This window comes from Roseateles puraquae (genome assembly GCF_002205845.1).
GTDB classification, from domain to species: Bacteria; Pseudomonadota; Gammaproteobacteria; order Burkholderiales; family Burkholderiaceae_C; genus Pelomonas; species Pelomonas puraquae.
Genome location: NZ_NISI01000004.1, coordinates 1 through 25,401, shown reverse-complemented (window position 1 = coordinate 25,401; position 25,401 = coordinate 1). Strand labels below are relative to the sequence as shown.

Annotated in this window: 18 protein-coding genes and 1 other RNA gene; 10 read left to right on the top strand and 9 right to left on the bottom strand. The window is 68.9% G+C overall.

The features are described from left to right. Positions 1-22: 22 nt before the first annotated feature. The 6 genes from rpoD to argA form a co-directional block, all read right to left on the bottom strand. Positions 23-2,263: an RNA polymerase sigma factor RpoD gene (rpoD, locus tag CDO81_RS11595; protein WP_088483382.1), complete on the bottom strand. Its 2,241-nt coding sequence runs from the start codon at positions 2,261-2,263 to the stop codon at positions 23-25. 384 nt (positions 2,264-2,647) lie between these two features. Next, positions 2,648-4,546 (bottom strand): DNA primase, encoded by a 1,899-nt coding sequence (gene dnaG / locus CDO81_RS11590; RefSeq protein WP_088483381.1) that lies wholly within the window; start codon positions 4,544-4,546, stop codon positions 2,648-2,650. A 9-nt stretch (positions 4,547-4,555) separates the two neighbouring features. Then, complete coding sequence (locus tag CDO81_RS11585; RefSeq protein WP_088483380.1) at positions 4,556-7,720, bottom strand: putative bifunctional diguanylate cyclase/phosphodiesterase; 3,165 nt, start codon at positions 7,718-7,720, stop codon at positions 4,556-4,558. Positions 7,721-7,994: 274 nt separating this feature from the next. Further along, positions 7,995-8,291 carry an H-NS histone family protein gene (locus tag CDO81_RS11580; RefSeq protein WP_088483379.1) on the bottom strand — a complete coding sequence of 99 codons (297 nt, stop codon included), beginning with the start codon at positions 8,289-8,291 and terminating at the stop codon, positions 7,995-7,997. Positions 8,292-8,519: 228 nt separating this feature from the next. Further along, positions 8,520-8,798 carry an oxidative damage protection protein gene (locus tag CDO81_RS11575; RefSeq protein ID WP_088483378.1) on the bottom strand — a complete coding sequence of 93 codons (279 nt, stop codon included), beginning with the start codon at positions 8,796-8,798 and terminating at the stop codon, positions 8,520-8,522. An 80-nt stretch (positions 8,799-8,878) separates the two neighbouring features. Next, on the bottom strand, positions 8,879-10,222 hold the full coding sequence (gene argA / locus CDO81_RS11570; protein ID WP_088483377.1) for an amino-acid N-acetyltransferase: 1,344 nt from the start codon (positions 10,220-10,222) through the stop codon (positions 8,879-8,881). A gap of 85 nt (positions 10,223-10,307) precedes the next feature. Between argA and CDO81_RS11565 the strand changes: the two genes are divergently transcribed. From CDO81_RS11565 to CDO81_RS11535, 7 genes are all read left to right on the top strand, one after another. After that, the gene (locus CDO81_RS11565; RefSeq protein WP_088483376.1) at positions 10,308-10,700 is read left to right on the top strand and encodes a VOC family protein; all 393 of its coding nucleotides are present in this window, start codon (positions 10,308-10,310) and stop codon (positions 10,698-10,700) included. 25 nt (positions 10,701-10,725) lie between these two features. Then, entirely contained in the window at positions 10,726-14,574 is a 3,849-nt protein-coding gene (hrpA, locus tag CDO81_RS11560) for an ATP-dependent RNA helicase HrpA (RefSeq protein WP_088483375.1), read from the top strand. A gap of 102 nt (positions 14,575-14,676) precedes the next feature. Further along, the gene (locus CDO81_RS11555; RefSeq protein ID WP_158218249.1) at positions 14,677-16,482 is read left to right on the top strand and encodes a protein kinase domain-containing protein; all 1,806 of its coding nucleotides are present in this window, start codon (positions 14,677-14,679) and stop codon (positions 16,480-16,482) included. A gap of 10 nt (positions 16,483-16,492) precedes the next feature. Beyond that, positions 16,493-18,877, top strand: coding sequence for a serine/threonine protein kinase (locus tag CDO81_RS11550; RefSeq protein WP_088483373.1), 2,385 nt, complete (start codon positions 16,493-16,495; stop codon positions 18,875-18,877). 175 nt (positions 18,878-19,052) lie between these two features. After that, positions 19,053-19,415, top strand: coding sequence for a DUF4398 domain-containing protein (locus CDO81_RS11545; protein WP_088483372.1), 363 nt, complete (start codon positions 19,053-19,055; stop codon positions 19,413-19,415). A 38-nt stretch (positions 19,416-19,453) separates the two neighbouring features. Continuing rightward, positions 19,454-20,368, top strand: a complete 915-nt coding sequence (locus CDO81_RS11540) for an OmpA family protein (protein WP_088483371.1) — start codon at positions 19,454-19,456, stop codon at positions 20,366-20,368. 35 nt (positions 20,369-20,403) lie between these two features. Next, complete coding sequence (locus CDO81_RS11535; RefSeq protein WP_144397218.1) at positions 20,404-20,829, top strand: hypothetical protein; 426 nt, start codon at positions 20,404-20,406, stop codon at positions 20,827-20,829. Positions 20,830-20,865: 36 nt separating this feature from the next. Here the strand turns inward: CDO81_RS11535 and ffs are convergent. The 3 genes from ffs to CDO81_RS11520 all read right to left on the bottom strand — a co-directional run bounded on the left by ffs (position 20,866) and on the right by CDO81_RS11520 (position 22,506). Next, positions 20,866-20,963, bottom strand: an RNA gene (gene ffs / locus CDO81_RS11530) — signal recognition particle sRNA small type. Between the two features lie 28 nt (positions 20,964-20,991). Then, positions 20,992-21,378 carry a SirB2 family protein gene (locus tag CDO81_RS11525; protein WP_088483369.1) on the bottom strand — a complete coding sequence of 129 codons (387 nt, stop codon included), beginning with the start codon at positions 21,376-21,378 and terminating at the stop codon, positions 20,992-20,994. Positions 21,379-21,396: 18 nt separating this feature from the next. Beyond that, positions 21,397-22,506, bottom strand: coding sequence for an AIR synthase-related protein (locus CDO81_RS11520; RefSeq protein ID WP_088483368.1), 1,110 nt, complete (start codon positions 22,504-22,506; stop codon positions 21,397-21,399). 70 nt (positions 22,507-22,576) lie between these two features. Here CDO81_RS11520 and dnaX point away from each other — a divergent pair, with 70 nt between their 5' ends. The 3 genes from dnaX to CDO81_RS11505 form a co-directional block, all read left to right on the top strand. Continuing rightward, positions 22,577-24,508, top strand: coding sequence for a DNA polymerase III subunit gamma/tau (gene dnaX, locus CDO81_RS11515; protein WP_088483367.1), 1,932 nt, complete (start codon positions 22,577-22,579; stop codon positions 24,506-24,508). A gap of 16 nt (positions 24,509-24,524) precedes the next feature. Continuing rightward, the gene (locus tag CDO81_RS11510) at positions 24,525-24,851 is read left to right on the top strand and encodes a YbaB/EbfC family nucleoid-associated protein (protein ID WP_088483366.1); all 327 of its coding nucleotides are present in this window, start codon (positions 24,525-24,527) and stop codon (positions 24,849-24,851) included. 133 nt (positions 24,852-24,984) lie between these two features. Next, the coding region (locus CDO81_RS11505; protein WP_088483562.1) for a recombination mediator RecR at positions 24,985-25,401 on the top strand (417 nt) is incomplete at its 3' end.

Genomic DNA, 25,401 nt, shown 5'->3' with positions numbered 1-25,401 from the left:
ACCGGCCTTGGGGTGGCACCGATCAGAGGTTGTCCAGGTAGGTGCGCAGCTTGTCCGAGCGGCTCGGATGCTTGAGCTTGCGGATCGCCTTGGCCTCGATCTGGCGGATGCGCTCACGGGTGACGTCGAACTGCTTGCCGACTTCTTCCAGCGTGTGGTCGCTCTGCATCTCGATGCCGAAGCGCATGCGCAGCACCTTGGCCTCGCGGGGCGTGAGCGAATCGAGGATGTCCTTCACCACGTCGCGCAGGCCGGCCTGCATGGCGGCTTCGATCGGCGCGGTGTTGTTGGTGTCCTCGATGAAGTCACCCAGGTGGCTGTCGTCGTCGTCGCCGATCGGCGTCTCCATGGAGATCGGCTCCTTTGCGATCTTCATGATCTTGCGGATCTTGTCTTCCGGGATCTCCATCTTCTCGGCCAGCGTCGGGGCGTCCGGCTCGTAGCCGAACTCCTGCAAGTGCTGGCGCGAGATGCGGTTCATCTTGTTGATCGTCTCGATCATGTGAACCGGGATGCGGATGGTGCGGGCCTGGTCGGCGATGGAGCGCGTGATGGCCTGGCGGATCCACCACGTCGCGTAGGTCGAGAACTTGTAGCCGCGGCGGTATTCGAACTTGTCGACCGCCTTCATCAGGCCGATGTTGCCTTCCTGGATCAGGTCCAGGAACTGCAGGCCGCGGTTGGTGTACTTCTTGGCGATGGAGATGACCAGGCGCAGGTTGGCCTCGATCATTTCCTTCTTGGCGTCACGAGAGGCCTTCTCGCCCTCGTTCATCTTCTTGTTGATGTCCTTCAGGTCATCCAGCGGCACCACGGCCTTGGCCTGGATGTCGATGAGCTTTTGCTGCAGTTCCTGCACCGGCGGCAGGTTGCGGCTCAGGATGACGCTGTAGGGCTTGCCGGCCGCCACTTCCTTCTCGGCCCACTTCAGGTTGAGCGCGTTGGGCGGGAAGGTCTTGATGAAGTAGTCCTGCGGCATGCCGCACTTGTCCACGACGATCTTGCGCAGTTCGCGCTCGTAGCGGCGCACGTCGTCGACCTGGCTGCGCAGGATGTCGCACAGCTTCTCGATGGTCTTGACGGTGAAGCGGATGGTCATCAGCTCGCTGCTGATGGTCTCCTGGGCCTTGTTGTAGGCCGCCGACTTGTAGCCTTCCTTCTCGAAGGCCTTGCGCATCTTCTCGAAGCCGGTGTTGATCAGGTCGAACTTCTCGAGCGCGGCGGTCTTGAGCTCTTCGAGCTTCTTGGTCAGCGCCTTGGAGCCGCCGTTGCCGTCGTCATCGTCTTCTTCGTCGAACTCGTCGAAGTCTTCCTCGGCCACGTAGTCGTCGGCCTCGTCTTCGGCCACGAAGCCGTCGACGACGTCGGAGATCTGCATCTCGCCGGCGCGGATCTTGGCGGCCATCTCCAGGATGTGGGCGATGGTCGTGGGCGACGCCGAGATGGCCAGCATCATGGCCTGCAGGCCACCTTCGATGCGCTTGGCGATCTCGATTTCGCCTTCACGCGTCAGCAGCTCGACCGTGCCCATCTCGCGCATGTACATGCGCACCGGGTCGGTCGTGCGGCCGAATTCGGAGTCGACCGTGGAGAGCGCTGCTTCGGCAGCTTCTTCGGCTTCTTCTTCGGTCGACGTGGTGGTGGCGTTGCCCTGGATCAGCAGCGTGGCGGCGTCGGGCGCCTGCTCGTACACCGCGATGCCCATGTCATTGAGCATGGAGACGATGGCTTCGAGGATTTCCTCGTTGACCAGCTTCTCGGGCAGGTGGTCGTTGATTTCCTGGTGTGTCAGGAAGCCGCGCGTCTTGCCCATCTTGATGAGGGTCTTCAGCTCCGTGCGGCGCTTGACGGCTTCTTCTTCGGTCAGGGCGGTTTCTTCCAGGCCGAATTCGCGCATCAGCGCGCGCTCCTTGGCGCGGCTGACCTTCATGCGCAGCGGCTTGGCCTTGACGGTTTCTTCCTCGACCGCCGCCGCCTCCTCGACTTCGGGCTCTTCGCCTTCGAGTTCGGCGTCGATGTCGGAGAAGTCCTCTTCGTCGTCGGACTCCTTCTTGGCAGCCTTCTTGGAGGTCGTCTCGGCCTTGGGCTTGCGACCGCGCTTGGGCTTGTCCTCGTCGGTGGCCTTGGCCGCCTTCGCAGCCGGCTTGGCAGCAGCCTTGGCCGCCTTGGCGGGCGCTTCGGCAGCAGCCTTGGCGGCCGTCTTCTTCTTGGGCTCCTCGGCGGGAGCGGGGCTGGCCTTGGGCGCGGTCTTCTTGGCGGTCATGCAGGTCCTTCGGGTTTGCGCGGTCAATTCAGAAATGCAGCAGCCACCGCGGCCAGCCCGGGCTCGGCGACAAACCGGCGGGGCAGGGGGCGGTGGCTTTCGTCGTCACGGTATCGGTCGTCAAGCGACCCAGGGACCCTGGCGTGGCGCGAACAAGCTGGCGTGATCGTTTGGTATGCAGAGCTGGCGGATAGTTTGGCCATCAAAACCCTGAATGGGTTGCCCAGTGTCGCTGGGTGGCCGGGTCCGGCATTTCTCTGCCGTCACTCTTGTTGACGCGCGCGGAAAACACGAGATTATCAGCGATGAATCGCTGAATTGCAAAACTGTGACAGGTAAAACCCTAGGCGACCGCGCGGCAGAGCGTGAGGCCCGCGCAGGGGCCTAGCGCCCGACGCCATGGCGCTCGCGAAGGCGGGCCAGCGCCTCCAGCGCGCGTCGGCGGTCGTCTTCGGTGGCGCTGGTGCCCGACGGCAGCGCTGCCGGCCGGTTGACCCGCAGGTCGGATACGGCGCGGTGCAAATCCCCAGCCGGGTCGGATTCCTCAATGCCCAGCTCCTGGAAGCTGCGCGCCAGCCGGTTGGCGGGCTCGCCCAGCCCGTCCGCCGCCAGGCCCGCCTGCACGACGGCCCAGGGGCTGGCGCCATGGTGGGTCAGGTGGCGCTCCAGCCAATGCACCAGTTCGCCATGCTGACCGGGCAGCTCGTGCAGCAGCGCGCGGTCTTCCTCGGGCAGGGTCTCCCACAGCTCGCTGTGCTGCAGCAGCAGCCGGGTCGCGTTGTCAGCGGCGGTAGCGGGCAGCACGCGCGGGCCTTCCGGGCGTGGTTCGGCATCGCGGCGTGATTTCCAGTCGCCCTTGCCCTTCCACTCGCCCTTGGGTTTCCATTCCCCTTTGGGCTTCCATTCGCGCTTCGGGGGCGCACCGGCCGAATCCGGGCCATGGCCGGCCTGGTCGGCAGGCGAAGCCGCAGGGGCCGACTCACCCAGCCACAGGGACTGCAGCTCAGCCTCGGGCATCTGGCCTTGGCGGGCGAGTTCGCCGAGCAGCTGGCGCCGCAGCAGGCTGTCCGGCAGCAGGTTCCACAGCGGCCGGGCCTGCTTGAGCATGCGGGCGCGACCCTCGGGTGTGCCCAGGTCGCAGCCTTCGCCAGCCACCGCCACCAGCTGGCGTGACAGCGGCACCGCCTGTTCGATGCAGCGCTCGAAGGCCTCGGCGCCCAGCTCCCGCACATACGAATCCGGGTCGTGCTCTGGCGGCAGGAAGAGGAAGCGCACCGTGCGGGTTTCGGTGGCGTGGGGCAGGGCGGCCTCCAGGGCTCGGCTCGCGGCGCGGCGGCCCGCCGCATCGCCGTCGAAGCTGAACACCACCGACTCGGTGTGCCGGAACAGCTTGTGCACATGATCGGGCGTGCAGGCGGTGCCCAGGGTGGCCACCGCATTGCCGATGCCATGCTGGGCCAGCGCGACCACGTCCATGTAGCCCTCGACGACCAGCACATGACCACGCTGGCGGATCGCCTGTCGCCCTTCGAACAGCCCGTAGAGCTCGCGGCCTTTCACGAAGACCGGGGTCTCTGGCGAGTTCAGGTACTTGGGCTCGCCCTTGTCCAGCACCCGTCCGCCGAAGCCGATGACCTCGCCCTGCACATTGCGGATGGGGAACATGATGCGGTCGCGGAAGCGGTCATAGCGCTTGGCGTCCTGGCCTGGCTCGGCTTCCGGCGTGATCACCAGGCCGCTCTCCACCAGCTGCGGGTCGTCGTAGCTTGGGAAACCGCTGGCCAGGGAGCGCCAGCCTTCGGGGGCGTAGCCCAGGCCAAAGCGGGCTGCGATCTGGCCGGTCAGGCCGCGGCCTTTGAGGTAGCGGATGGCGCGGTCGGAGTGCCGCAACTGATCCTTGTAGTAGCCGGCCGCCCGGGCCAGCACGTCGGTCAGGCTTTGCTGTTTCTGCTTTTCTGCCTTGGCACGTTCGCGCTGTTCGGGGCTGCGCTCATCCTGCGGCACCACCATGCCGACCTGCTGGGCGAGGTCTTCCACGGCCTCGACGAAATTGGCGCCGGTGTGCTCCATCAGGAAGCCGATGGCATTGCCGTGCACCCCGCAGCCGAAGCAGTGATAGGTCTGCCGGACCGAGTTGACGTTGAAGCTCGGTGACTTCTCACCATGGAAGGGGCACAGGCCCTTGTGGTTGGCGCCGGCCTTCTTGAGTTCGACATGGCGCCCCACCACGTCGACGATGTCGACGCGGGCGAGCAGGTCCTGGATGAAGCCTTGGGGAATCACCCCGGGAGTTTAAAGACGCGCCTGCGTGGGCGGCCGCAGCTGGCTGACCCAATCCCCGCGGGTGAACTGGTCGACCCAGTCGGGCAGGGCCTTGGGCGGCATGGCCGCGGCAATGCCGTTACCCTGGCCCAGGCGGCATCCCAGGCGCAGCAGCTCGCGCGCATGGGCACGGCTTTCCACGCCCTTGGCCAGCACGGCGCAGCCGATGTTGCGGCCCAGGCCGATGACGCTCTCCACCAGGGAGAGGTCCTGCGCATCGCCCAGCATGCCCTGCACATAGCTGCGGTCGAGCTTGAGGGTGTCGACCGGCAGGCGTTTGAGCGAGCTGAGGTGCGAGTAGCTCGCCCCGAAGTCGTCCAGCGCGATGCCGACGCCCAGGCCGAGGCAACGCTGGATGAGCGCCTGGGCGGCGTCAGTCTCGGCCAGCGCATCGGCCTCGGTGACATCGAGGTGCAGCAGATGGGCCACAGCGGCCGGCTGGCGTTGCACCAGCTCCTGCAGGCGCTGTGGAAAGTCGGGCCGGTTGAGCTGGCGCAGGCCGACGTTCACACTGACTGGCAGGCCCTTGCCGCCGTTGAGCCCGGCCTCCAGCCATTCCGCCGCCTGTTGCAGCGCCTTCTCGATGACCCAGTCGCCGATCTGGATGGACAGGCCGGTAGGGGCTGCCAGTGGCAGGAAGTGCGCCGGCGCCAGCAGGCCGCGTTCCGGATGCTGCCAGCGCAGCAGGGCCTCCACGCCCATGACCTGACCCGTGCGCAGGTCGATCTGCGGTTGGTAGTGCAGCAGCAGCTCGTCGCTGTCCAAGGCCTGCTGCAGGCGCGCCAGGCCGATCAGGCCGGCCTCGTTGCGCAGGTCCAGCGTGGGGTCATGGAACTGGATGCCGCCCCGGCCGGCGCGCTTGGCCCGGTAGAGGGCGTGTCCGGCGTGGCGCAGCAGGGTCTCGGGGTCGGCGTCGTCCTGCGGGTAGATGGTGGCGCCCAGGCTGGCACTGATCTCGAGCGCCAGGCCGTCGCCCATGCGGTTCTCGCGGATGGCAACCGGCGTGCCCACCACGGTGAGGAGTCGCTCCATGCCGCGCTGCGCCTCTTCGGGGGATTGCACGCGCATCAGCACCGCAAACTCGTCGCCGGGCAGGCGGGCGAGCTGGTCCGCGGTGTCGGGCTCGGCGCCACGGGCGCCTCGCAGCGTGGCCTGCAACCGGCCGCTGAGCTGCAGCAGCACGGCGTCGGCGGCCAGCTGGCCGTATGCCACGTTGACCTGCCGGAACTCGTCCAGGTCGATGGCGGCGATCACGAGCTGGAAGCCGTCACGGTTGGCTGCCGCCAGGGACTGCTGCATCAGGCGCATGAACTCGTCGCGGTTGGGCAGGCCGGTGGCGAGGTCGTAACGCAGGCGGCGGCGCAGCAGGTCCTGCTGGCGCAGGGTTTCGCCCAAGTCGGTCAGGCTCAGCAGCCGCCAGCGCGGCGTGACGCCGTCGGGTTCGGGCACGGGGCTCAACTTGGCAGCGAACACATGCTGGCCGCCGTCGTCGAGTTCGGCCTGCAGCTGGCCATTCCAGCTGCGGCCCTTGGCCATCTCGGCCAGCAGTTCGGAGGGCTCGAACCCGCTGCGCCGCAGGTTCGCGGTGCTCAGCGGCGTGGCGGCACGGCCAATCAAGGCTTCGCGCGGGGCATGGACGATCTCGCAGTAGGCCGGATTCACCTCCACCACCCGCCAGTGCGAGTCCACCACGGCAAGACCCTCGCCCGCCTGCTGGAACAGCGTGGCCGACATGCGCTCGCGTTCCTCAGCGGTGCGTCGCCAGCTGATGTCGGCCAGGGTGGCGATCAGGCCACGTGCGCGGCCCTGGCGGTCCCGCAGGGGAACATGGGCCTGCAGCTCGTGCCAGCGCCAATCGCCCCCATCCGCGGCCATGCGCAGCGACACGCCGACGTGGTTGCGCTTGGGGTCGGCCAGCATCTCGCGCAGGGCGCGTCGCACCGTCTCGCGGTCGCGCGGGTGGGCCAGCCGCACCCAGTCCAGCGGTGCACTGCCGGTGGAGGAACCGTCAGGCGGCGTGGTGAGCGCCACCCATCGCGCCGAGGCATGCCGGCGGCCCTCGGGCAGGCGCCATTCGGCCAGCGCCAGGCCTTGGGCGTCGAGTGCGCTGCGCCAGGCGTCGCGGTCGCGAAAATGCTGCTGGCTCAGGCCGATGATGGCCAGCGGCAGCAGGGCCAGACCGGCCCCCAGACCCAGCGCCATGGCCGTGTCGGGTGCGCACAGGGCCCACAGCGCGAGCAGCGTGGATGCCAACAAGGCCTGGGTGCGCGGCGCGGCCTGCAGGGCATGCAGGCACAGCAGGACATGGGGCAGCAGCGACAAGGCGCCGGCATCGGGCCACCAGCTCAGGCTGATCTGCGCCGCCACAGCCGCAGCGGCCAGGCCATGCGCCAGCCGCCGGCTCCCGCGGCGCGGTCGCTGAATGCTCGCCTGCATGACAGTACCCGCGCTCACCAGTGCCAGGGCCCAGGCCAGTGCCAATTGCAAGGCAGCCAGCCCGGCCGCTGCGGCCGACGTGCCGGCCAACCACAGCACGCCCCAGGCCAGCAGCCCGGCCAAGCCGGGCGCGGCAACCACGGCCAGGCCAGCGAACAGGCCGACCTCCCGCCAGCCGCCCAGGCGCCCGGTCAAGCCAAGGCGCCGCAGCAGGGCCCGGTTGAGCACCAGGGCCATCAAGGGCAGCGCCAGCGCGGTCAGCACGGGTGCGGCCATGAGCAGGTCGGTGCCCGTGCTTGTACTGCCGATCGGGCGAAGCAGCAGGGGAACGCCGCCGCCGAGCAGCAGTCCGGCGACGACCAGTGGCAGCACCCAGGTGCTCAGGCGCCAGAGGGTGACAAGCCCGATCGCAGCCAGCAGCATCGGCACGAAACGGTCTGCCGCAGCCAGGGCCAATGCGGGTTGCGGCAGCCGCAGCAGGGCGGGCAGCGCGTCCCCGGCCAGGCTCCAGGCGGTCAACAGGCCGCCCGCCGCACCGGCCGCAGCGGCCAGGCCGACGCGGCGCAGTCGTCGCCAACCCCGACGGGGGTGGATGCGTCGCGGCCCGGGTGGCAGCGTGGTCGTCGGCGGCGGCTGAACGCTGAGGTCAGCGCCCAGGTCGCTGGTGCTGTTTTCGGGCGGGCTGGTGTGCAGATCCATGCTCAATCCGCGTCCCGGGCCATCAGGCGTTCAAAACTGAGGCCGAGCAGCGGTTTCGCCCTCCGGAGAAACCCGGGGTGGTGAGCTGAGAACCCGCGAACGTGACGCATGTCGCAGTTTAGGCCGGGGTGCCCTCGCAATGAAAAGGGCCATCCCGCAGATGGATGGCCCGTTGATCGCCCGTTTGGGCGGGTGTAGTTGCAGGAACGGAGCTTCGGAAAGTGACCTCGAAACGCCCGGTCGGGCTATTTGGAGGTGCCCGCCCTGCCCGCCGTCAAACGGCGAAATCGGTCAGCTTGGCGCCGCCGGCGATGGCTGCCTTCAGCCATTTGGGTTGCAGGCCGCGGCCGCTCCAGGTTTCGCCGGTGGCTTGATTGCGGTATTTGGCCGCGACCTTGGACACCTTGGCCGGCTTGACCGTGCGCATGCTGAGATCGGCGATCGTGAGCCCGTATTCGCTCATCAGGGATTTGACCTTGGCCACCGCCTCGGCGCGTTCGCGCTCTTTGGTCTGGTTGATCTGTTCATCAAGCGCGGCGCGCTGGGCCAGGAGTTCCTTGAGATTCGACATGCTATTCCTCTTGCGAATTGACCGGTGAGACGCGCGATGCCGGGCATCGAGTCTCGGAGAACACGACCTGCGGGGTAGGTGATTATCTCCGTGGCGCGAATTAAATCGCGGACCGGGAATTCAGGCAAGGGGTTTTCGTGGGGCGCCTGCGACGGGTATCCAAATGCGACAAGGGTTTATGGATTCATCGGCTGCGCCCTGCTGCACGCCGTTCCTTGAATCAGGGAATCAGTTCGAGGGAGGGACGTAGCCCGCCACGGTTTCGGCGCCCGCGCCGAAGAAAAACTGATCGGCCTGGCGCATGAGGTATTGGCGGGCGCGCAGATCGGCAAGATTCAAGCGGTTCTCGTTCACCAGCATGGTCTGGTGCTTCATCCAGGCCGCCCAGGCTTCCTTGCTGACGTTTTCCCAGACTTTCTTGCCCAGTTCGGTATGAACCGGGTAGGGCGGGAAGTCCAGGCCTTCGGCTTCCTTCTTCAGATAGGCGCATTGAACGGTGCGGGGCATGGCGGGACTCCTGGAACTGGGACTGACAAAACAACGGCCGGCACTTTAACGTGCCGGCCGTGTCACGGTGGAAACGGGGCTTAGTTGAATCTCTTGACGAGCACCAGCGAACGCCGGTCCCAGTTGTATTTGCGCTTGCGCTCTTCGGGCAGCCATTCGGGGTCGACCTGCTGGAAACCACGCTTGATGAACCAATGCATGGTGCGCGTCGTGAGGACGAAGATGCTGTCCAGGCCCATGGCTTTGGCGCGCTGCTCGATGCGCTTGAGCAGCCGGTCGCCGTCGCCCTGGCCTTGCACTTCGGCCGACACGGTGAGTGCGGCCATTTCAGCGGTGCGCGCCTCGACATACGGGTAGAGCGCGGCGCAACCGAAGATCACACCGTCGTGCTCGATGACGGTATAGAGCTCGGCATCGCGCTCGATTTCAGTCCGGCTGCGCTTGACCAGCGTGCCGTCGCGCTCGAAGGGCTCGATCAGCTGGATGATGCCGGCCACATCGTCGGCGCTGGCTTCGCGCAGGCTTTCCAGCTTTTCGTCCACCACCATGGTGCCGATGCCATCATGGGTGTAGACCTCCTGCAGCAGCGCCCCGTCGACCGAGAACGGGATGATGTGCGAGCGCTCCACACCGGCGCGGCAGGCTTCGGCGCAATGGCGCAGGTAGAAGGTGACGTCGGTCGGCTCGGGCGTGGGCGTGGCGGTGGCCAGCATGCGGTCGGCATCGGCCAGGGCCAGTTCGGTGTCGATCGGGCTTTCGGGGTCGTTCGGGTTCTCGGGGACGCCGGGCACCTCACAGACGAACAGCAGCTTGTCGGCCTGCAGCGCGATGGCGGCGGAGGTGGCAACGTCTTCCATGCTGAGGTTGAACGCCTCGCCCGTAGGCGAGAAGCCAAACGGCGACAGCAGCACGATGGCGCCGATGTCGATGGCCCGCTGGATGGCAGCACCGTCCACCTTGCGCACCAGGCCGGAGTGCTGGAAATCGACCCCGTCCACGATGCCGACCGGCCGGGCGGTCAGGAAGTTGCCCGAGACGACACGCACCGTGGCGTTGGCCATCGGGGTGTTGGGCAGGCCCTGGCTGAACGCGGCCTCGATCTCGAAGCGCAGCTGGCCGGCGGCCTCCTGGGCGCAGTCCAGGGCAACGGCATCGGTGATGCGCCGCCCATGGCTGTAGCGCGGCACCTGGCCCTTGGCGGCGAGCTGTTCATTGACCTGCGGCCGAAAGCCGTGCACGAGCACGATCTTGATGCCCATGGCGTGCAGGATGGCCAGGTCCTGCACGAAGTTGTTCAGCTTGCCGGCGGCGACGAGCTCGCCCGGCATGCCGACGACGAAGGTCTCGCCCCGGTAGGCGTGGATGTACGGCGCCACGGACCGGAACCAGGGCACGAAGGTATGGGGAAAGACGAGACCGCTCATGGGCGGGATTGTGACCCGGGCCGGGGCCGCTTGACGTGGCCCGACGGGCTGCCGAGCATCGGCGCTCCACCACTCGGAGACGGCGATGAAGGCCTACCAGGACATCTACACCACCCCCGGCGCGTTCAGCTGGAACGAGCTGTCCAGCCCCGACCCCCAGGCGGCCTGCAACTTCTACGCCGCCCTGTTCGGCTGGCGCTATGACGCCATGAATATGGGCCAGGGCGACTACCACGTCGTCAAGGTGGGCGATGTGGCCGTGGGCGGCATCATGACCCAGCAGCAGCCCGGGCCCGCGGTGTGGGGCGCCTATGTGACGGTGGCCTCGTGCGACGCCACCGTGGCACAGGCCCAGGGGCTCGGCGCCACGCTCTGCGCCGGGCCGTTTGACGTGCCGGGCGTCGGCCGCATGGCGGTGCTCCAAGACCCGCAAGGCGCCGTGATCCAGGTCATCAGTTACTTCCCGCCCGCGGCGTGAGCGGGTGCGGGACAATCCCGCCCCGATGAGTTCCGAACGATCCGAGAGCCGGTTGCCTCAACCGGCTCTTTCCATTTCCTTCCCCGAAAGCCTGCCGGTCTCTTCGCGCCGCGAAGAAATCATGCGGGCGATGGCCGAGCACCAGGTCGTCATCGTCTGTGGCGAGACGGGCTCGGGCAAGACGACCCAGCTTCCGAAGATCGCGCTGGCGATGGGCCGTGGCCGCCTGAACGGTGGCGGCCTGATCGGCCACACCCAGCCGCGCCGGATTGCGGCCAGCAGCGTGGCCAAGCGCATCGCCGAGGAGCTGAAGACGCCGCTGGGCGACGTGGTGGGCTACAAGGTCCGCTTCCAGGACCGCCTCTCGCGCGACGCCTCGGTCAAGCTGATGACCGACGGCATCCTGCTGGCCGAGACCCAGAGCGACCCACTGCTCAAGGCCTACGACACGCTGATCATCGACGAGGCCCACGAGCGCAGCCTGAACATCGACTTCCTGCTGGGCTACCTGCGCGAGCTGCTGCCGCGCCGGCCCGACCTGAAGATCGTCGTCACCTCCGCCACCATCGATGCGGACCGGTTTGCGAAGCACTTCGAGAGTGCCAAGGGCCCGGCGCCGGTCCTGATGGTGAGCGGGCGGCTGTTCCCGGTGGAGCAGCGCTACCGTCCCTTCGAGGAAAGCCGCGAGTACGACCTCAACAACGCGATCTGCGATGCGGTGGACGAACTCTGGCGCGAAGGGCCGGGCGATGTGCTGGTCTTCCTGCCGGGCGAGCGCGAGATCCGTGAGGCCGCCGAAGCGTTGCGCAAGCACCATCCGCCGGGCGTGGAGATCCTGCCGCTGTTCTCGCGCCTGTCGGAGGCAGATCAAAACAAGGTCTTCGAGCCCCACGGTGCCCGTCGTATCGTGCTGGCCACCAATGTGGCCGAGACCTCGCTGACGGTCCCGGGCATCCGTTACGTCATCGACCCCGGCCTGGCGCGCGTCAAGCGCTACAGCTACCGCAACAAGGTCGAGCAGCTGCTGATCGAGAACATCAGCCAGGCGGCGGCCAACCAGCGTGCCGGGCGCTGCGGCCGGGTGAGCAACGGCATCTGCGTGCGGCTGTACAGCGAGAAGGAGTTCAACGAGCGGCCGAAGTTCACCGACCCCGAGATCCTGCGCAGCAGCCTGGCCGGCGTCATCCTGCGCATGAAGTCGCTGCATCTGGGCGACGTGGAGCGCTTTCCGTTCCTGGAGGCGCCGCGCCCCAAGGCGATTGCGGACGGCTACCAGCTGCTCAACGAGCTCGGCGCCACCGACGATGCCAACGAGCTCACGCCCCTGGGCAAGGAGCTGGCCCGGCTGCCGCTGGACCCGCGCGTGGGGCGGATGATCCTGGAGGCGCGCCAGCGCCAGGCGCTGACCGAGGTGCTGGTGATCGCCTCCGCACTGTCCGGCCAGGACGTGCGCGACCGGCCGCAGGAGCAGGCCCAGGCCGCTGACGAAAAGCACAAGAAGTTCGACGATGAGAAGTCGGAGTTCATGGGCTACCTCAAGCTGTGGAAATGGCTCGGCGACAGCAGAGGCGGCGAGGGCGAACACAAGCTGTCGCACCGCAAGCACGAGGCCCTGCTGCGCGAGAACTTCGTCAGCCCTCGCCGCGTGCGCGAGTGGCGCGACGTGCACTCCCAGCTGCAGACCGTTGTGGCCGAGCATGGCTGGAAACTCAACCAGAGCCCGGCCACCTACGAGCAGGTGCATCTGTCCATGCTCGCCGGGCTGCTGGGCAACATCGGCTGCAAGAGCGACGACGAGGACTGGTACCTCGGCGCTCGCGGCATCAAGTTCTACCGCCACCCGGGCGCGCACCTGAGCAAGAAGCCGGGCCGCTGGATCGTGGCCGCCGAGCTGGTGGACACCTCACGCCTGTACGGCCGGGGCCTGGCCAACATCGAGCCGCAGTGGCTGCCGCCGATCGCCGGCCACCTGATCAAGACCCAACTGCTGGAGCCGCACTGGGAGAAGAAGGCCGCCGAGGTCGTGGCGCTGGAGCGCGCAACGCTTTACGGCATCGTGCTCTACAACAACAGGCGCGTGAACTTCGGCCGCGTCGACCCCAAGGCCGCGCGCGAGATCTTCATCCGTGAGGGCCTGGTCAACGACGAACTGCCGGAGGACCTGGCGCGCCAGCTGCCCTTCATCGGTCACAACCGCCGCCAGATCGCCAAGGTGCAGGCGCTGGAGCACAAGTCGCGCCGCCAGGATGTGCTGGTGGACGACGAGCTCATCTACGCCTTCTACGACGACAAGCTGCCGCCGAACGTCTTTTCGGGGGCGACGCTGCTGAAGTGGTGGCGAGACGCCAGCAAGGGCGACGACAAGCTGCTGCAGCTCAGCCAGGACGAGCTCATGCGTCATGAGGCCGCCGGCGTCACGAGCGAGGCCTTCCCGAAGATCATCCGCCTCGGCGGCGTCGACTGCGCGGCCAACTACCTGCACCAGCCGGGCGATGCGCGCGACGGCCTGACCGTCACCGTGCCCATCTTTGCGCTGAACCAGGTCAGCGACGAGCGCGCCGAGTGGCTGGTGCCCGGCATGCTGGCGCAGAAGGTGACGGCGCTGCTGAAGAGCCTGCACCAGAAGCCGCGTGCCCGCCTGACGCCGCTGCCGGACTTCGTCGATGAGTTCATCGAGCTCCACCCCTTCGGCCAGGGCAGCCTCATGGAGGTGCTGCTCAAGGCGGTGAAGGAGCGCACCCAGCTCGCCATCCAGCGCAACGACTTCAAGCTGGAGCAGCTGGCGCCGCACCTGTTCATGAACTTCCGGGTCGTCGATGAACACGGCCGCCAGCTCGGACAGGGGCGCCAGCTCGCGGCCCTGAAGGCCGAGCTGGGCGGGCAGGCGCGCTCGGCCTTCCAGGCTTTGGCGGCGCTGAAGCTGCCCGCAGCCGAAGCGCCCAAGCCGGCACCCGCCCCTGCGGCGGCCGCAGGCCGTGGCGTGAGGGCCGAGATCATCAAGAAGCCGGAACCGGTGCGCGATGCCACCCAGACCTACACCGACTGGACCTTTGGCGAACTGCCCGAGCTGCTCGAAGTGCGCAAGGGCGGCCAGACGCTGATCGGTTTCCCGGCGCTCATCGACAAGGGCGCGCATGTCGAGATCGAGGTGTTCGACGAGCCCGAGGTCGCCGCGGCGAAGCACCGGGCAGGCCTGCGCCGGCTGGTGGCCCTGCAGCTCAAGGAGCCGCTGAAGTTCCTGGAGAAGAACATCCCCGACCTGCAGCGCATGTCGGTGCTCTTCATGGGCCTGGGCACGGCCGAGGAGTTGCGCGACCAGATCATCGGCGTGGCGCTGGACCGCGCCTTCCTGGGCGACCCGTTGCCGACCGACGCGATGGGTTTCAAGAAGCGCGTCGAGGAGGGCCGCAGCCGGCTCAACCTCATTGCCCAGGAAGTGGCGCGCGCCGCGCACACGGTGTTGCAGGAACTGGCCAACGCCAGCCGCAAGCTCAAGGACAGCCGGCCCCCGAAGGAGGTGGCGGACGACATCGCTGCCCAACTGCAGCGCCTGGTGCCCAAGCGTTTCGCGTTGGAGACGCCCTGGGCCCAGCTTCAGCACTTGCCGCGCTACCTCAAGGCCATCACGGCGCGGCTGGACAAGCTGCGGGCCGACCCCGGGCGCGACGCGAAGCTGATGAGCGAGGTCAAGCCGCTGGAGCAGCGCTACAGCCGCCGCGTGGCCGAGCTCAAGGGCACCCGCGACGCGCGGCTGGAGGACTTTCGCTGGCAGCTGGAGGAGCTGCGGGTCAGCCTGTTCGCCCAGGAGCTGCGCACGCCGCAGCCGGTCAGCGTCAAACGGCTGGACAAGGTCTGGGCGCAGATCGTGAGCTGATGCACACGGGCGGCCCCTGGCGAGCAGCTGGGGAGGAAATCCGTCGCATTTCGGCGCTTGGCTGCAAGGCCAGCGCTGTCAGGCTGGAGTCCAATGCGGTGATTGCATTTGTTACATGCCACCGCCCCGACCGTGTCCGACACCCCGCCCGCCGCTTCACCGCTGAAGAGCTTCGGCCGTTTCGAGCTGCGCGCTCTGCTGTCCAAGAGCGCCCGCAGCCTGATCTGGCTCGTCCATGACCCGCGCCATGGCCAGGCCCTGATGCTGTGCATGCCGCGCGAGAAGCCCAACAGCGCGGCGGCCCTGGAGCACTGGCTGCGCATGGCCCACGGCGGCGAGCGCGTCCAGCATCCGAACGTGGCGCCGGTGTTCGAGATTGGCCAGGTCGAGAGCTGGCCCTATGTGGCCTACGACCGGGGGCTGGGCGAGACGCTGGAAGAGCGGCTCGCGCGCCAGAAGGCACCGCTGCCCTTGGACGCGGCGAACTGGATCGCCCAGCTCCTGGAAGGGCTGGCCTTCGCCCATGAAGCGGGTCACGCTCACCGCGACATCCAGACGGCCAGCCTCGTCATCGATGCGCAGGACAAGGTGCGCCTGGTCGGGTTGGAAGTTGCGCAGGAGGTCTTTCCGGCCAGCGTGGACTTCAACACCGTCACCCGCCGCGCGGTGCGCGAATCGGCCGAAGAGGACGTGCTGTGCGTGGGCCTGCTGCTCAATCGAATCCTGAGCGGCCGGCCCGTGCTGGAAGAGAACGACCTGCAGCAGGTGGTGCAGCAGATGCAGCCGATCGGTCGTGAACTGGTGCGCCTGGGCTGGGAGACGCCGCACCCCATCCCCGACCCGCTGCGCGCCATCTGCAACCGCGCCACCGACCGCCAGCTGCGCCAGCGCTACCACCTGGCCCGCAGTTTCTGGCGCGCGCTGGACGGCTGGCGCCAGGCGGCGGCGTACGACAGTGGCGGCCCCATCGTGCTGTTGCTGGACAAGCTCCAGCGCGGCGGCCATCTGCCCACCACCATCTCGGGCCTGCACCGCTTCACGGCGGGTTCGGGCCTGGAGACCCAGCATGCCAGCGCGCTGTCAGAGTTCGTGCTGAAGGACATGGCGCTGAGCCTGGAGCTGGTGCGCCGCGTCAACAACGCCCTCAAGCAGGCCGGGCATGCCGGCGAGACGGTGCTCAACATGCAGCGCGCCATCCAGATGCTGGGCCTGGACGGGCTGCAGTTCGCCGCCAACGGGCTCAAGCCCTGGCCGGGCACGCTCGCGCCGGTGGCGGCCGAGCTGCTGCGGCAGTTGATGGCCCGCGTCACCAAGGCCGCCGAAGTGGCTCAGGCCCTGCGGCCGGCCGGCTATGACGGCGAGGTGGTGCAGCTCATCACGGTCATGCAGAACCTCGGACGCCTGCTGCTGCAGTACCACTTTCCGGACGATGCCCAGCAGATCCGCCAGCTGATGGTGCCGCCGGAGCCGACCGAGGACCAACCCAACCCGCCCGCCATGAGCGAGCAGGCTGCCGCCTATGCCGTGCTCGGCTGCGACCTCGAGGCCCTGGGCGCTGCCGTGGCCCGGCATTGGGGCCTGGGTGACGAGCTGCTGCAGATGATCCGCCGCCAGCCGCTGGATGCGCCGGTGCATCCGCCCCGCACCGATGCGGACACCATCCGGCTGACCTGCAGCTTCGCCAACGAACTCGTGGATGCACTCGGCCTGCCCGAGCCGCGCCGACGCCCCGGCGTGGAAGTGGCCACGCGCCGTTACGCCAAGGCCCTCGGCGTGGGGCTGCGGGAGGTCATGGAGGCGCTCAACCCGGGCGCCCACAAGCCGTCGACCGCGGCCCCGCGCGCGGGCGACACGGCAGCGCCAGCCCCCTCGCTGCGACAGCGGTTGACCCAGCGCAGCGGCTCCTGAGCCCATCACCATGGCCGACGACCTCCCACCCCAGCTCGGCCGCTTCCGGTTGCTGCAGCGCCTGGGGGAGGGGGCGCAGGCGGAGGTCTGGCTGGCGCACGACCCGCTGCTGGATCGCGAGGTGGCGGTCAAGCTGCTCAAGCCCGAGGCCACCGGGCCCGGCACGGTCGACGAATGGCTGAACGAGGCCCGCGCCGTCAGCCGGCTGACCCATCCGAATGTCGTGCCGGTGTTCGAGGCCGACACCCAGGGCGGCCGCTCCTACCTCGTCTTCGAGTACGTCAGCGGTGGCACCTTGAGCCAGCGCCTGCGCCAGCCGCCGCTGCCGACCGCCGCCGAGGCGGTGACGCTGACGCTGGGCATCCTGGACGGCCTCGTGGCGGCTCATGCCGCGGGCCTGGTGCACCGCGACCTCAAGCCCAGCAACATCCTGCTCGATGGCCGCGGCCGGCCGCGCGTGATGGACTTCGGCATTGCCGTGCGGGTGTCGCCGGACGCCAACCATCCGTCGCGCATCGTGGGCACGCCGGGCTACATCTCGCCGGAGGCCGCGCGCGGTGCGCCGCCGCATCCTCAGATGGACGTGTTTGCCGCGGCCATCATGCTGGCCGAGATGCTCAGCGGCCAGCGCCTGAACCACGACCCCGACCCGTGGCGCACCATCCAGCGCGTGCAGACCACCGACCTGTTGCTGCCGTCGGGCCTGGCCCCGGATGTGGACGACGCCCTGCGCGCCATCGTGCAACGCGGCCTGGCCCGCGAGCCCTCGGCCCGCTGGCCGAGCGCGGCGGCGATGCGGGATGCCTTGGCCGCTTGGCTGCATCCGGTGGCGGAGCCGGATGCCGAGGCCCAGCAGGAAGCCCCGGTGCTGGACTTTCTGCTGCGCCGCATGCGCCATCGCAGCGATTTTCCGGCGCTGTCCGATGCCATCCAGCGCATCCAGCGCCTGACACAGTCGGAGGACGAAAGCCTCGCTAGCCTGTCCAACGAAATCCTGAAGGACGTGGCCTTGACGCAGAAGCTGCTGCGCCTGGTCAACACGGCGGCCTACCGGCACACCGGAGGCGGCGGCATCAGTACCGTGTCGCGAGCGGTGGCGCTGATCGGCTTTGCCGGCATCCGCAATCTGGCGCTCAGCCTGGTGCTGCTGGAGCGCATGGAGAACAAGAGCCATGCGGCGCGGCTGCGCGAGGACTTTCTGCGCTCGCTGATGGCGGCCGAACTGGCGCGAGAGCTCTGCGGCAATCCGCGCGATGCCGAGGAGGCGTTTCTCGGGGCCATGCTGCATCACCTGGGGCGCACGCTCACCGAGTTCTACTTCCCGGAGGAGGCGGATGCCGTGCGCCGGCTGGTCACACCGCTGGAAGACGGCGTGCCACCGCTGTCGGAGGCCGCGGCGTCGACCCAGGTGCTGGGCATGAGCTATGAAGGCCTGGGCCTGGGCGTCGCGCGCCAGTGGGGGCTGCCGGAGAGCCTGCAGCGGGCCATGCGGCGCCCGGCGGGCGAATCACCACCGCGGCTCATCGACGACGGCCCCGAGCGCCAGCGCTGGCTGGCCCGCGCCAGCAATGACATGGCCGACCTGATCTTGCAGACGCCGCCGGAGCAGGCCCATGCCCGGCTGCGCGCACTGGCGCAGCGGCATTCGCGGGCGCTCGGCCTGACGGCAGAGAGCTTCGAGCAGGCCGCCGACACCGCACGGCGTCATCTGGCGCAGATGACCGAGGCGCTGGGCTTGCAACTGGCGCGGGAGTCGCGCGCGCAGCGGCTGTTGGCGCCGCTGACGCCGTCCGTGCAAGACACGCTGACCGAGCACGAACTCGTCGCGACCCAGGTGCTGGAGCGCACCGAGCCCGGCGCCTTGCGGCCTCCCGCACCCTCGGGCGACCTGCTGGCCGCCGGCATCCACGAGATCACCGAGGCCATGGTCAATGGCAGCCAGCTCAACGCGGTGCTGCGCATGGTGCTGGAGACGATCTACCGGGCGCTGTCGGTGCGCCGCGTCATCTTCTGCCTGCGCGACTCCCGCGGCCAGACGCTGACCGGGCGACTCGGCGTAGGGGCCGACGTGGAACGCCTGGCGCCGCTGATGCGGGTGGACCTGTCGGCGCAGCCCGCCGACCTGTTCGCCGCCATTTGCCTCAAGGGCGCCGACACCCTCATCCATGATGCGAGCGCGGCCAACATCGCGGCCCGCCTGCCGGCATGGTCGCAGGGCGAACTCGCCGCACCCAGCCTGCTGCTGCTGCCGCTGATGGTGAAAGGCGCGCCGCTGGGGCTGATCTATGCCGACCATTCGAAGGTCGGCGGCATCGTCGTCGACGAGAAAAGCCTGGCGCTGCTGCGCACGCTGCGCAACCAGGCCGTGATGGCCTTCCGCACCACACCCACCTGAGCCTCGGCCAGGCGCTGCGGTCTGTCAGGCGATTCCGACAGGCACTGCCGCCTGCGACTGACGGGCTCAGCGCTGCCCCTCGCGAATACTGATTGGCACCACCAGGACACCTCCTGGCTCCGGTGCCCACCGTCGTGTGTGGCGACCGGCTTCCATCCACTCAGCAGGAGCCCGTATGACGTTCCATCCGATGCAAGGCAAGACGCTGCTTGCCCTCGCCGCTGCCCTGGCCCTGGCCGCGTGCGCGTCGACGCCGCCCCCGAAGGAGCAGCTCGCCGTCGCCAACTCGGCGGTCGACCAGGCCGCCAGCAACGCGGCCGACGCCCCGGCCGAACTGGCCTCGGCCCGCGACAAGCTGACCCGCGCCAACGCCGCCATGGCGGCCAAGGACTATGTGGCTGCCCGCCAGCTGGCCGACCAGGCCGCCGCCGACGCTGCGCTGGCGCAAGCCAAGGCCCGATCCGCCCGCTCCGATCGCGCGCTGACCGAACTGCGCGAAAGCATCCAGGCGCTGCAGACCCAGCTGAACCGCTCGTGAGCGGCTCGCCCCCGAGTGACCCACCAGGAATCAAAGCCATGAAGAAGCTCATCCCCGCCCTGTCCACCCTGACGGCCGCCGCTCTGCTGGCCGCCTGCGCCAGTGCGCCGACCGTGACGCCGCAATTGCAGGAAGCCCGCGACACCGTGTCGCGCGCCTCGTCGGACCCGGCCGTGTCGAAGTACGCCGCGCTGGAAATGAAGAAGGCCACCGACTCGCTGCGCCGCGCCGATGAACTGAGCGCCAAGCGCGAGTCGCCGGCCGACATCGACTCGGCGGCCTACGTCGCGATGCAGCAGGCGCGCACGGCCCAGACGCTGGCCAAGGCCGCGTCGGATGAAGACGCCATCAAGGCCGCCGAAGCCGAACGTGAGCGCGTGCGTGCCGACGCCAATGCCACGGCCGCCGCGCGTGCCCGCAGCCAGGCCGAGACCGCCCAGGCCCAGGCCGCCATGGCCAGCGCTGACGCCAGCAACGCCCGCGCCCAGGCCGCGAACGCGCAGGCCGATGCCGCCAATGCCCAGGCGCAGGCGGCGGCCCTGCAGCGCGAGCTGGCCGACATGCAGGCCAAGCAGACCGACCGCGGCATGCTGGTGACCTTGGGTGACGTGCTGTTCGAGTTCGGCCGGGCCGAGGTCAAGCCCAATGCGGATGCCGCCATCGGCAAGCTCGCCGCCTATCTGCAGCAGCACCCCGACCGCCGCGTGCTGATCGAGGGCTTCACCGACAGCGTGGGCAGCAATGCGGCCAACCTGACGCTGTCCCAGCGCCGCGCCCAGGCCGTGGCCGCCGCGCTGCGTGCCCGGGGCATCGACGGCTCGCGCATCGATACGCGTGGCTATGGCGAGGCCTTCCCGGTGGCCAGCAACACCAGCACCTCCGACCGCGCCATGAACCGCCGCGTGGAGGTCTACATCTCCAACGACAACCAGCCGGTGCGCCCGCGCGCTTGAGCGGGCAGCGACCCGGTTCCTGAAAGGAGTCAGCGATGAAAGCGAATCGATCGATGCGATGGCCGGGTGCCGTGGTCGCCGCCAGCCTGCTGGCGGTGGCCAGCCTGGCCCAAGCCGCCGGCCCCAAGCCCAAGCACGTGGACCCGGCCCGCATGGCCTATGAACGCGAACGCGCGAACTGCCTGACGGGCCAGTCGAGCGAGCCCCGCGACGTCTGCCTGCGCGAGGCGGCTGCCGCCTATGCCCAGGCCCGCCAGGGCAAGCTCTCGGCGCCCGGCGACGGGCCGGAGCAATGGGCGGCGAATGCGCTGCGCCGTTGCCAGGGGCAGCCGCTGGAAGACCGTGAGATGTGCGAGCGCCGTGTGCGCGAGGGGCAGGTCAGTGGCAGCGTGCAGGGCGGCGGTCAACTGACCACGCTCACCGTGCGCTCCACGGACATCCCGAAGGAACCGGGTCGCTGAACAAGCGTCAACGACCGCAGAGGGTGGGGAGGGGAGGGTGACGAGCCTTACCCCCGGCACTGGTTGCAACGCTTAGGGCTGCTTGGTTCCCCACCTGACCCGGTTGGGCGCGCTTCCATGCGGGGAGGCCCGTCACAGCGCATTCTACTTGCGCTCGCGGGCTCAGCCGGGAAGGAACTGTCGATTGATGGACAAATCCATCGCCAACGCCAGCAGGGCCAGTGCGGTGAGGTAACCCAGCAGGTGCAACCGGGCCTGGCTCATGGCCCAGTGGCCACAGGCGGCATAGCCGATCAGGGCGATGAATTTCACGCCCAGCCACCAGTCGCGCACCGGGTGGTAACCGATGGAACCCCACAGGCTCAGCCCGGTCACCACGAGGCAGGCGTTCACGCCGAACACCAGCACCAGCAGCCGCGCGTCCTTGGCGGCGCTCTGCAGCCGGGGTGTGCCGAACTGGAACAGCAGCCCGCGCCCGAAGAAGAGCGCGATGCTGCACCAGGCCAGCACCACATGCCACTGGACCATCTCGGTGTAGTACCACGTCATGGCGCGTGATACGCCCGGTCAGCGCAGGTGCAGGTCGTTCTCGCTGAAGCGGATGCCCAGCGGCTCGATCAGCAGCTGCTTCTCGCCTGCCTCGACGGTGCCCGCCACCCAGGCGTCGATGCCGCAGTCGCGGGCGACCTGGGCGGTGCGCTCGGCGTCAGCGGCCTTCACGAAGATGGCGAAGCCCGCGCCCATGTTCAGCGTGGAATAGGCCTCGCGGTCGTCCTGGCCGGCCTGCTTCTGGATGAAGTCGAGCACGGCGGTCTTGGGCGGCACGGTGTGGATACGGTAGGTCAGGGCCGAGGGGTGGCGCAGCAGCTTGCGCCAGCCGTGACCCGTGATGTTGGCGCAGTAGTGCGGCGCGATGCCGGCCTTCCACAGCGCCTCGGTCACGGGCGAGTACAGGGCGGTGGGCGCCAGCAGGGCCTCGCCGTAGGTCAGGCCCGGTTCGATCTCGGTCAGGTAGCCCTGCGGCAGGCGTTCGGCCAGCTTGCGCGCCAGGCTCAGGCCGTTGGCATGGATGCCGCTGGAGGCCAGCAGCACGATGGCGTCGCCAGGGCCGAGCTTGTCACCCACGGACAGCCGCTCCTTGGGATTGATCAGCCCGGTGCAGGAGGCCGCGAGGTCGATGCGACCGTCTTCGACGATGCCGGCCAGGGCCGGTGTCTCGCCGCCGCCCCAGGCGACCTGGCAGGTGTCGCAGGCGGCCTTCCAGCCGGCCACCAGTGCCTGGGCGCGCTGGGCGTCGCCGAACCAGTCGCTGCCGCCAGCGGCCCAGTAGGCCTGCACGACCAGCGGCGTGGCGCCGACGGTGATCAGGTCATTGACCGCCATCGCGATGGTGTCCTGGGCGATGCCGGCGAAATAGCTCTTGCCGGTCAACTTGGCCATCTCGTCGGCCACCAGGGTCTTGGTGCCCAGGCATTCGACGATGGAAGCGACGTAGAACGGGCCGACGTCGACGACATAGGCCGATTCGCCGCGAGAGGCCTTGACTTCGCTGAAGCCGTGCCCGGCTAGGTGCGAAGCGGTGGCGGCGGCGGCGCGCTGGGCGGTGACCTTCAGGGGGTCGATCAGGTCGTAGTTGACGCCGGCCTGGTCGTAGGTGAGGGGGGCGGTGGAGCTCATGGCGCGGGATTATCCCCGGTGGACCCGCGGCCGCGGGTCAGGCGGCTGCAGCCTCCTAGAATCCGCGCCCATGAGTTATCAGGTCCTGGCCCGCAAATACCGTCCGCAGAGTTTCGAGCAGCTCGTCGGCCAGGAGCACGTCGTGCAGGCGCTGGCGAACGCGCTGACGCAAGGCCGCCTGCACCATGCCTACCTGTTCACCGGCACGCGCGGCGTCGGCAAGACGACGGTCTCGCGCATCCTGGCCAAGAGCCTGAATTGCACCGGCGCCGATGGCCAGGGCGGCATCACGGCGCAGCCCTGCGGCGTATGCGCAGCCTGCCGCGACATCGACTCCGGCCGCTTCGTGGACTACGTGGAGCTGGATGCTGCCTCCAACCGTGGCGTGGAGGAGATCTCGCAGCTGCTGGATCAGGCCATCTACAAGCCGGTGGTGGGGCGCTTCAAGGTCTACATGATCGACGAAGTCCACATGCTCTCGAACACCGCGTTCAACGCGATGCTCAAGACGCTGGAAGAGCCGCCGGAGTACCTGAAGTTTGTGCTCGCCACGACCGACCCGCAGAAGGTGCCGGTGACCGTGCTGTCGCGCTGCCTGCAGTTCAACCTGCGCCCCATGGCCGCGGCCGACGTGCAGATGCACCTGGGCAATGTGCTGGGGGCCGAGCAGGTGCCGGCCGAGCCGGGCGCGTTGCGGCTGCTGTCGCGGGCGGCACGCGGTTCGATGCGGGATGCGCTGTCGCTGACCGACCAGGCGATTGCCTTCGGGGCCGGCCAGCTCACCGAAGCCGGCGTGCGCCAGATGCTCGGCAGCGTGGACCGCGGGCATGTGGTGGCCATCGTCGATGCGCTGGCCGCAGCCAGCGGCGAGGCGGTGGTGGCCCAGGCGGATGCGCTGCGCGGCGCGGGCCTGTCGGCCGCCGGCACGCTGGAAGACCTGGCCACGCTGTTCCAGCAGATGGCCCTGGCCCAGGCGGCCCCCGCCGCGCTGGACGATGCCGATGCGGAGACGGCCGAGATCCGGCGCCTGGCGGCTTCGCTGCCGGCCGACGAAATCCAGCTGATGTACAGCATGGCCCTGCATGGCCGTGCGGAGCTGCACCTGGCGCCGGATGAATACGCGGGGCTGCTGATGGTGCTGCTGCGCATGCTGGCGTTTCGCCCGGCAGGCACCCAGCCCAAGGCCGTGAAGACCGCCGCGCTGGTGCGTCCGCCCGCGGTCGCGAAGGCCGCCGTGCCGGTGCCCCTGCCCAAGGTGACGCCGCCCCAGGCGGCCCTCTCGCCGGCACTGGCAGCTGTTCCGGTGGCTGAGCCGGCGCCTGCGCCGGTGGTGGCGGCGCCGCGAGCGGTGGTGCTGGAGCCCGTTGCCGCGCCGGCGCCGGTCGTCGCACCTGCGCCCGCGGCGGTTGCCGAGCCGGCGGCCCCGCGGTTGAGTGACCGCCTGCGTCCGCGCCCCGTCGAGCCGCAGGCCCAGGACGACGATGACACCATGGCCTTCGACGGCCCGCCGCCGGATGACGCGCCGCCACCCTGGATGGACGCCGACGACACACCCGCCGCGCCCACCAACAACCCCTTCATCGAGCCCGAGGCGCCACGCCGCGCCGAACTGCGCGAGACGCCCGAAGGCGCCCAGTGGGCCGAGCGCATTGCCGCGGTCTCGCTGGTCGGCATGACGGGCGAACTCGCCCGCCAGGCCCAGGCCCTGGGCTGCAGCACGGTGGACGGGCGCGAGGTCTGGCGACTGCGCGTGGAGCGCGAGTCGCTGCGCGCGCCCGCGCTGGTCGCCAAGCTGGAGGCCGCGCTGAATGCCCGGCTCGACATCGAAGCCGGCGTGGCCGAAGACTCCATCGCGCTGCGCACCATCGCCCGCGCTGAAGCCCAGCAGCGCGCCGCCGAGGAGCTGGCTGCCCAGCACCCGATGACGCGCACACTGATGTCGCAATTCCCGTCAGCCCGCATCCTGCCCGGCTCGGTGCAGCCGCTGACCCCCACACCCTGACCAAGGACACACGATCATGATGAAAGGCCAACTCGCCGGCTTGATGAAGCAAGCCCAGGCGATGCAGGACAACCTGAAGAAGGCGCAGGAAGAACTCGCCAACATCGAGGTCGAGGGCCAGAGCGGCGCCGGCCTCGTGAAGGTCGTCATGACCTGCAAGAACGAGGTCCGCCGCGTGACCATCGACCCCAGCCTGCTGGCGGACGACAAGGACATGCTGGAAGACCTCGTGGCGGCCGCCTTCAACGACGCCGTGCGCCGCGCCGAGGCGACCAGCGCCGAGAAGATGGGCAAGCTGACCGCCGGCATGCCGCTCCCTCCCGGCATGAAGTTTCCGTTTTGACCCACGCGGCCTTGAGGCTTTGTTCACCCACACAGCCACAGAGACACAGAGACACAGAGGCCGTGTGCCTGATCCAGTCTCTCTGTGACTCTGTGCCTCTGTGGCCAGCGCCTTCTCGGCACCACTTCAGGGCCTGCCGTTGAACGCGCTCGATAGCCTCATCGACGCCCTGCGCCGCCTGCCGGGCGTGGGCCAGAAGTCGGCGCAGCGCATGGCCTATCACCTGCTGCAGCATGACCGTCAAGCCATGCCGCAGCTGGCCGCGGCGCTGACGGCCGCGGGTGAGCGCATCAAGCACTGCGAGCGCTGCCACACTTTCAGCGAGACGCCCATGTGCGCCGTCTGCGCCGACCCCGAGCGGGATGGCCGGTTGCTGTGCGTCGTCGAGACGCCGGCTGACCAGGCAGCGCTGGAGCGCACCGGCTCCTACCGCGGCTACTACTTCGTGCTGCTGGGCCGGCTGTCGCCGCTGGACGGGGTCAGCACCCGGCAGATCGGCGCGGCCGAGCTGCTGCTGCGCGCGGCCGAGGCGGGGGTGGAGGAGGTGATC

Coding starts and splice junctions, on each gene's coding strand:
- CDO81_RS11520 (WP_088483368.1), bottom strand. CDS start 22,506: ATGAGCTCCACCGCCCCCCTCACCTACGACCAGGCCGGCGTCAACTAC.
- CDO81_RS11585 (WP_088483380.1), bottom strand. CDS start 7,720: ATGGATCTGCACACCAGCCCGCCCGAAAACAGCACCAGCGACCTGGGC.
- dnaX (WP_088483367.1), top strand. CDS start 22,577: ATGAGTTATCAGGTCCTGGCCCGCAAATACCGTCCGCAGAGTTTCGAG.
- CDO81_RS11550 (WP_088483373.1), top strand. CDS start 16,493: ATGGCCGACGACCTCCCACCCCAGCTCGGCCGCTTCCGGTTGCTGCAG.
- rpoD (WP_088483382.1), bottom strand. CDS start 2,263: ATGACCGCCAAGAAGACCGCGCCCAAGGCCAGCCCCGCTCCCGCCGAG.
- CDO81_RS11565 (WP_088483376.1), top strand. CDS start 10,308: ATGAAGGCCTACCAGGACATCTACACCACCCCCGGCGCGTTCAGCTGG.
- CDO81_RS11510 (WP_088483366.1), top strand. CDS start 24,525: ATGATGAAAGGCCAACTCGCCGGCTTGATGAAGCAAGCCCAGGCGATG.
- argA (WP_088483377.1), bottom strand. CDS start 10,222: ATGAGCGGTCTCGTCTTTCCCCATACCTTCGTGCCCTGGTTCCGGTCC.
- CDO81_RS11540 (WP_088483371.1), top strand. CDS start 19,454: ATGAAGAAGCTCATCCCCGCCCTGTCCACCCTGACGGCCGCCGCTCTG.
- CDO81_RS11580 (WP_088483379.1), bottom strand. CDS start 8,291: ATGTCGAATCTCAAGGAACTCCTGGCCCAGCGCGCCGCGCTTGATGAA.
- CDO81_RS11535 (WP_144397218.1), top strand. CDS start 20,404: ATGAAAGCGAATCGATCGATGCGATGGCCGGGTGCCGTGGTCGCCGCC.
- CDO81_RS11575 (WP_088483378.1), bottom strand. CDS start 8,798: ATGCCCCGCACCGTTCAATGCGCCTATCTGAAGAAGGAAGCCGAAGGC.
- CDO81_RS11525 (WP_088483369.1), bottom strand. CDS start 21,378: ATGACGTGGTACTACACCGAGATGGTCCAGTGGCATGTGGTGCTGGCC.
- CDO81_RS11545 (WP_088483372.1), top strand. CDS start 19,053: ATGACGTTCCATCCGATGCAAGGCAAGACGCTGCTTGCCCTCGCCGCT.
- hrpA (WP_088483375.1), top strand. CDS start 10,726: ATGAGTTCCGAACGATCCGAGAGCCGGTTGCCTCAACCGGCTCTTTCC.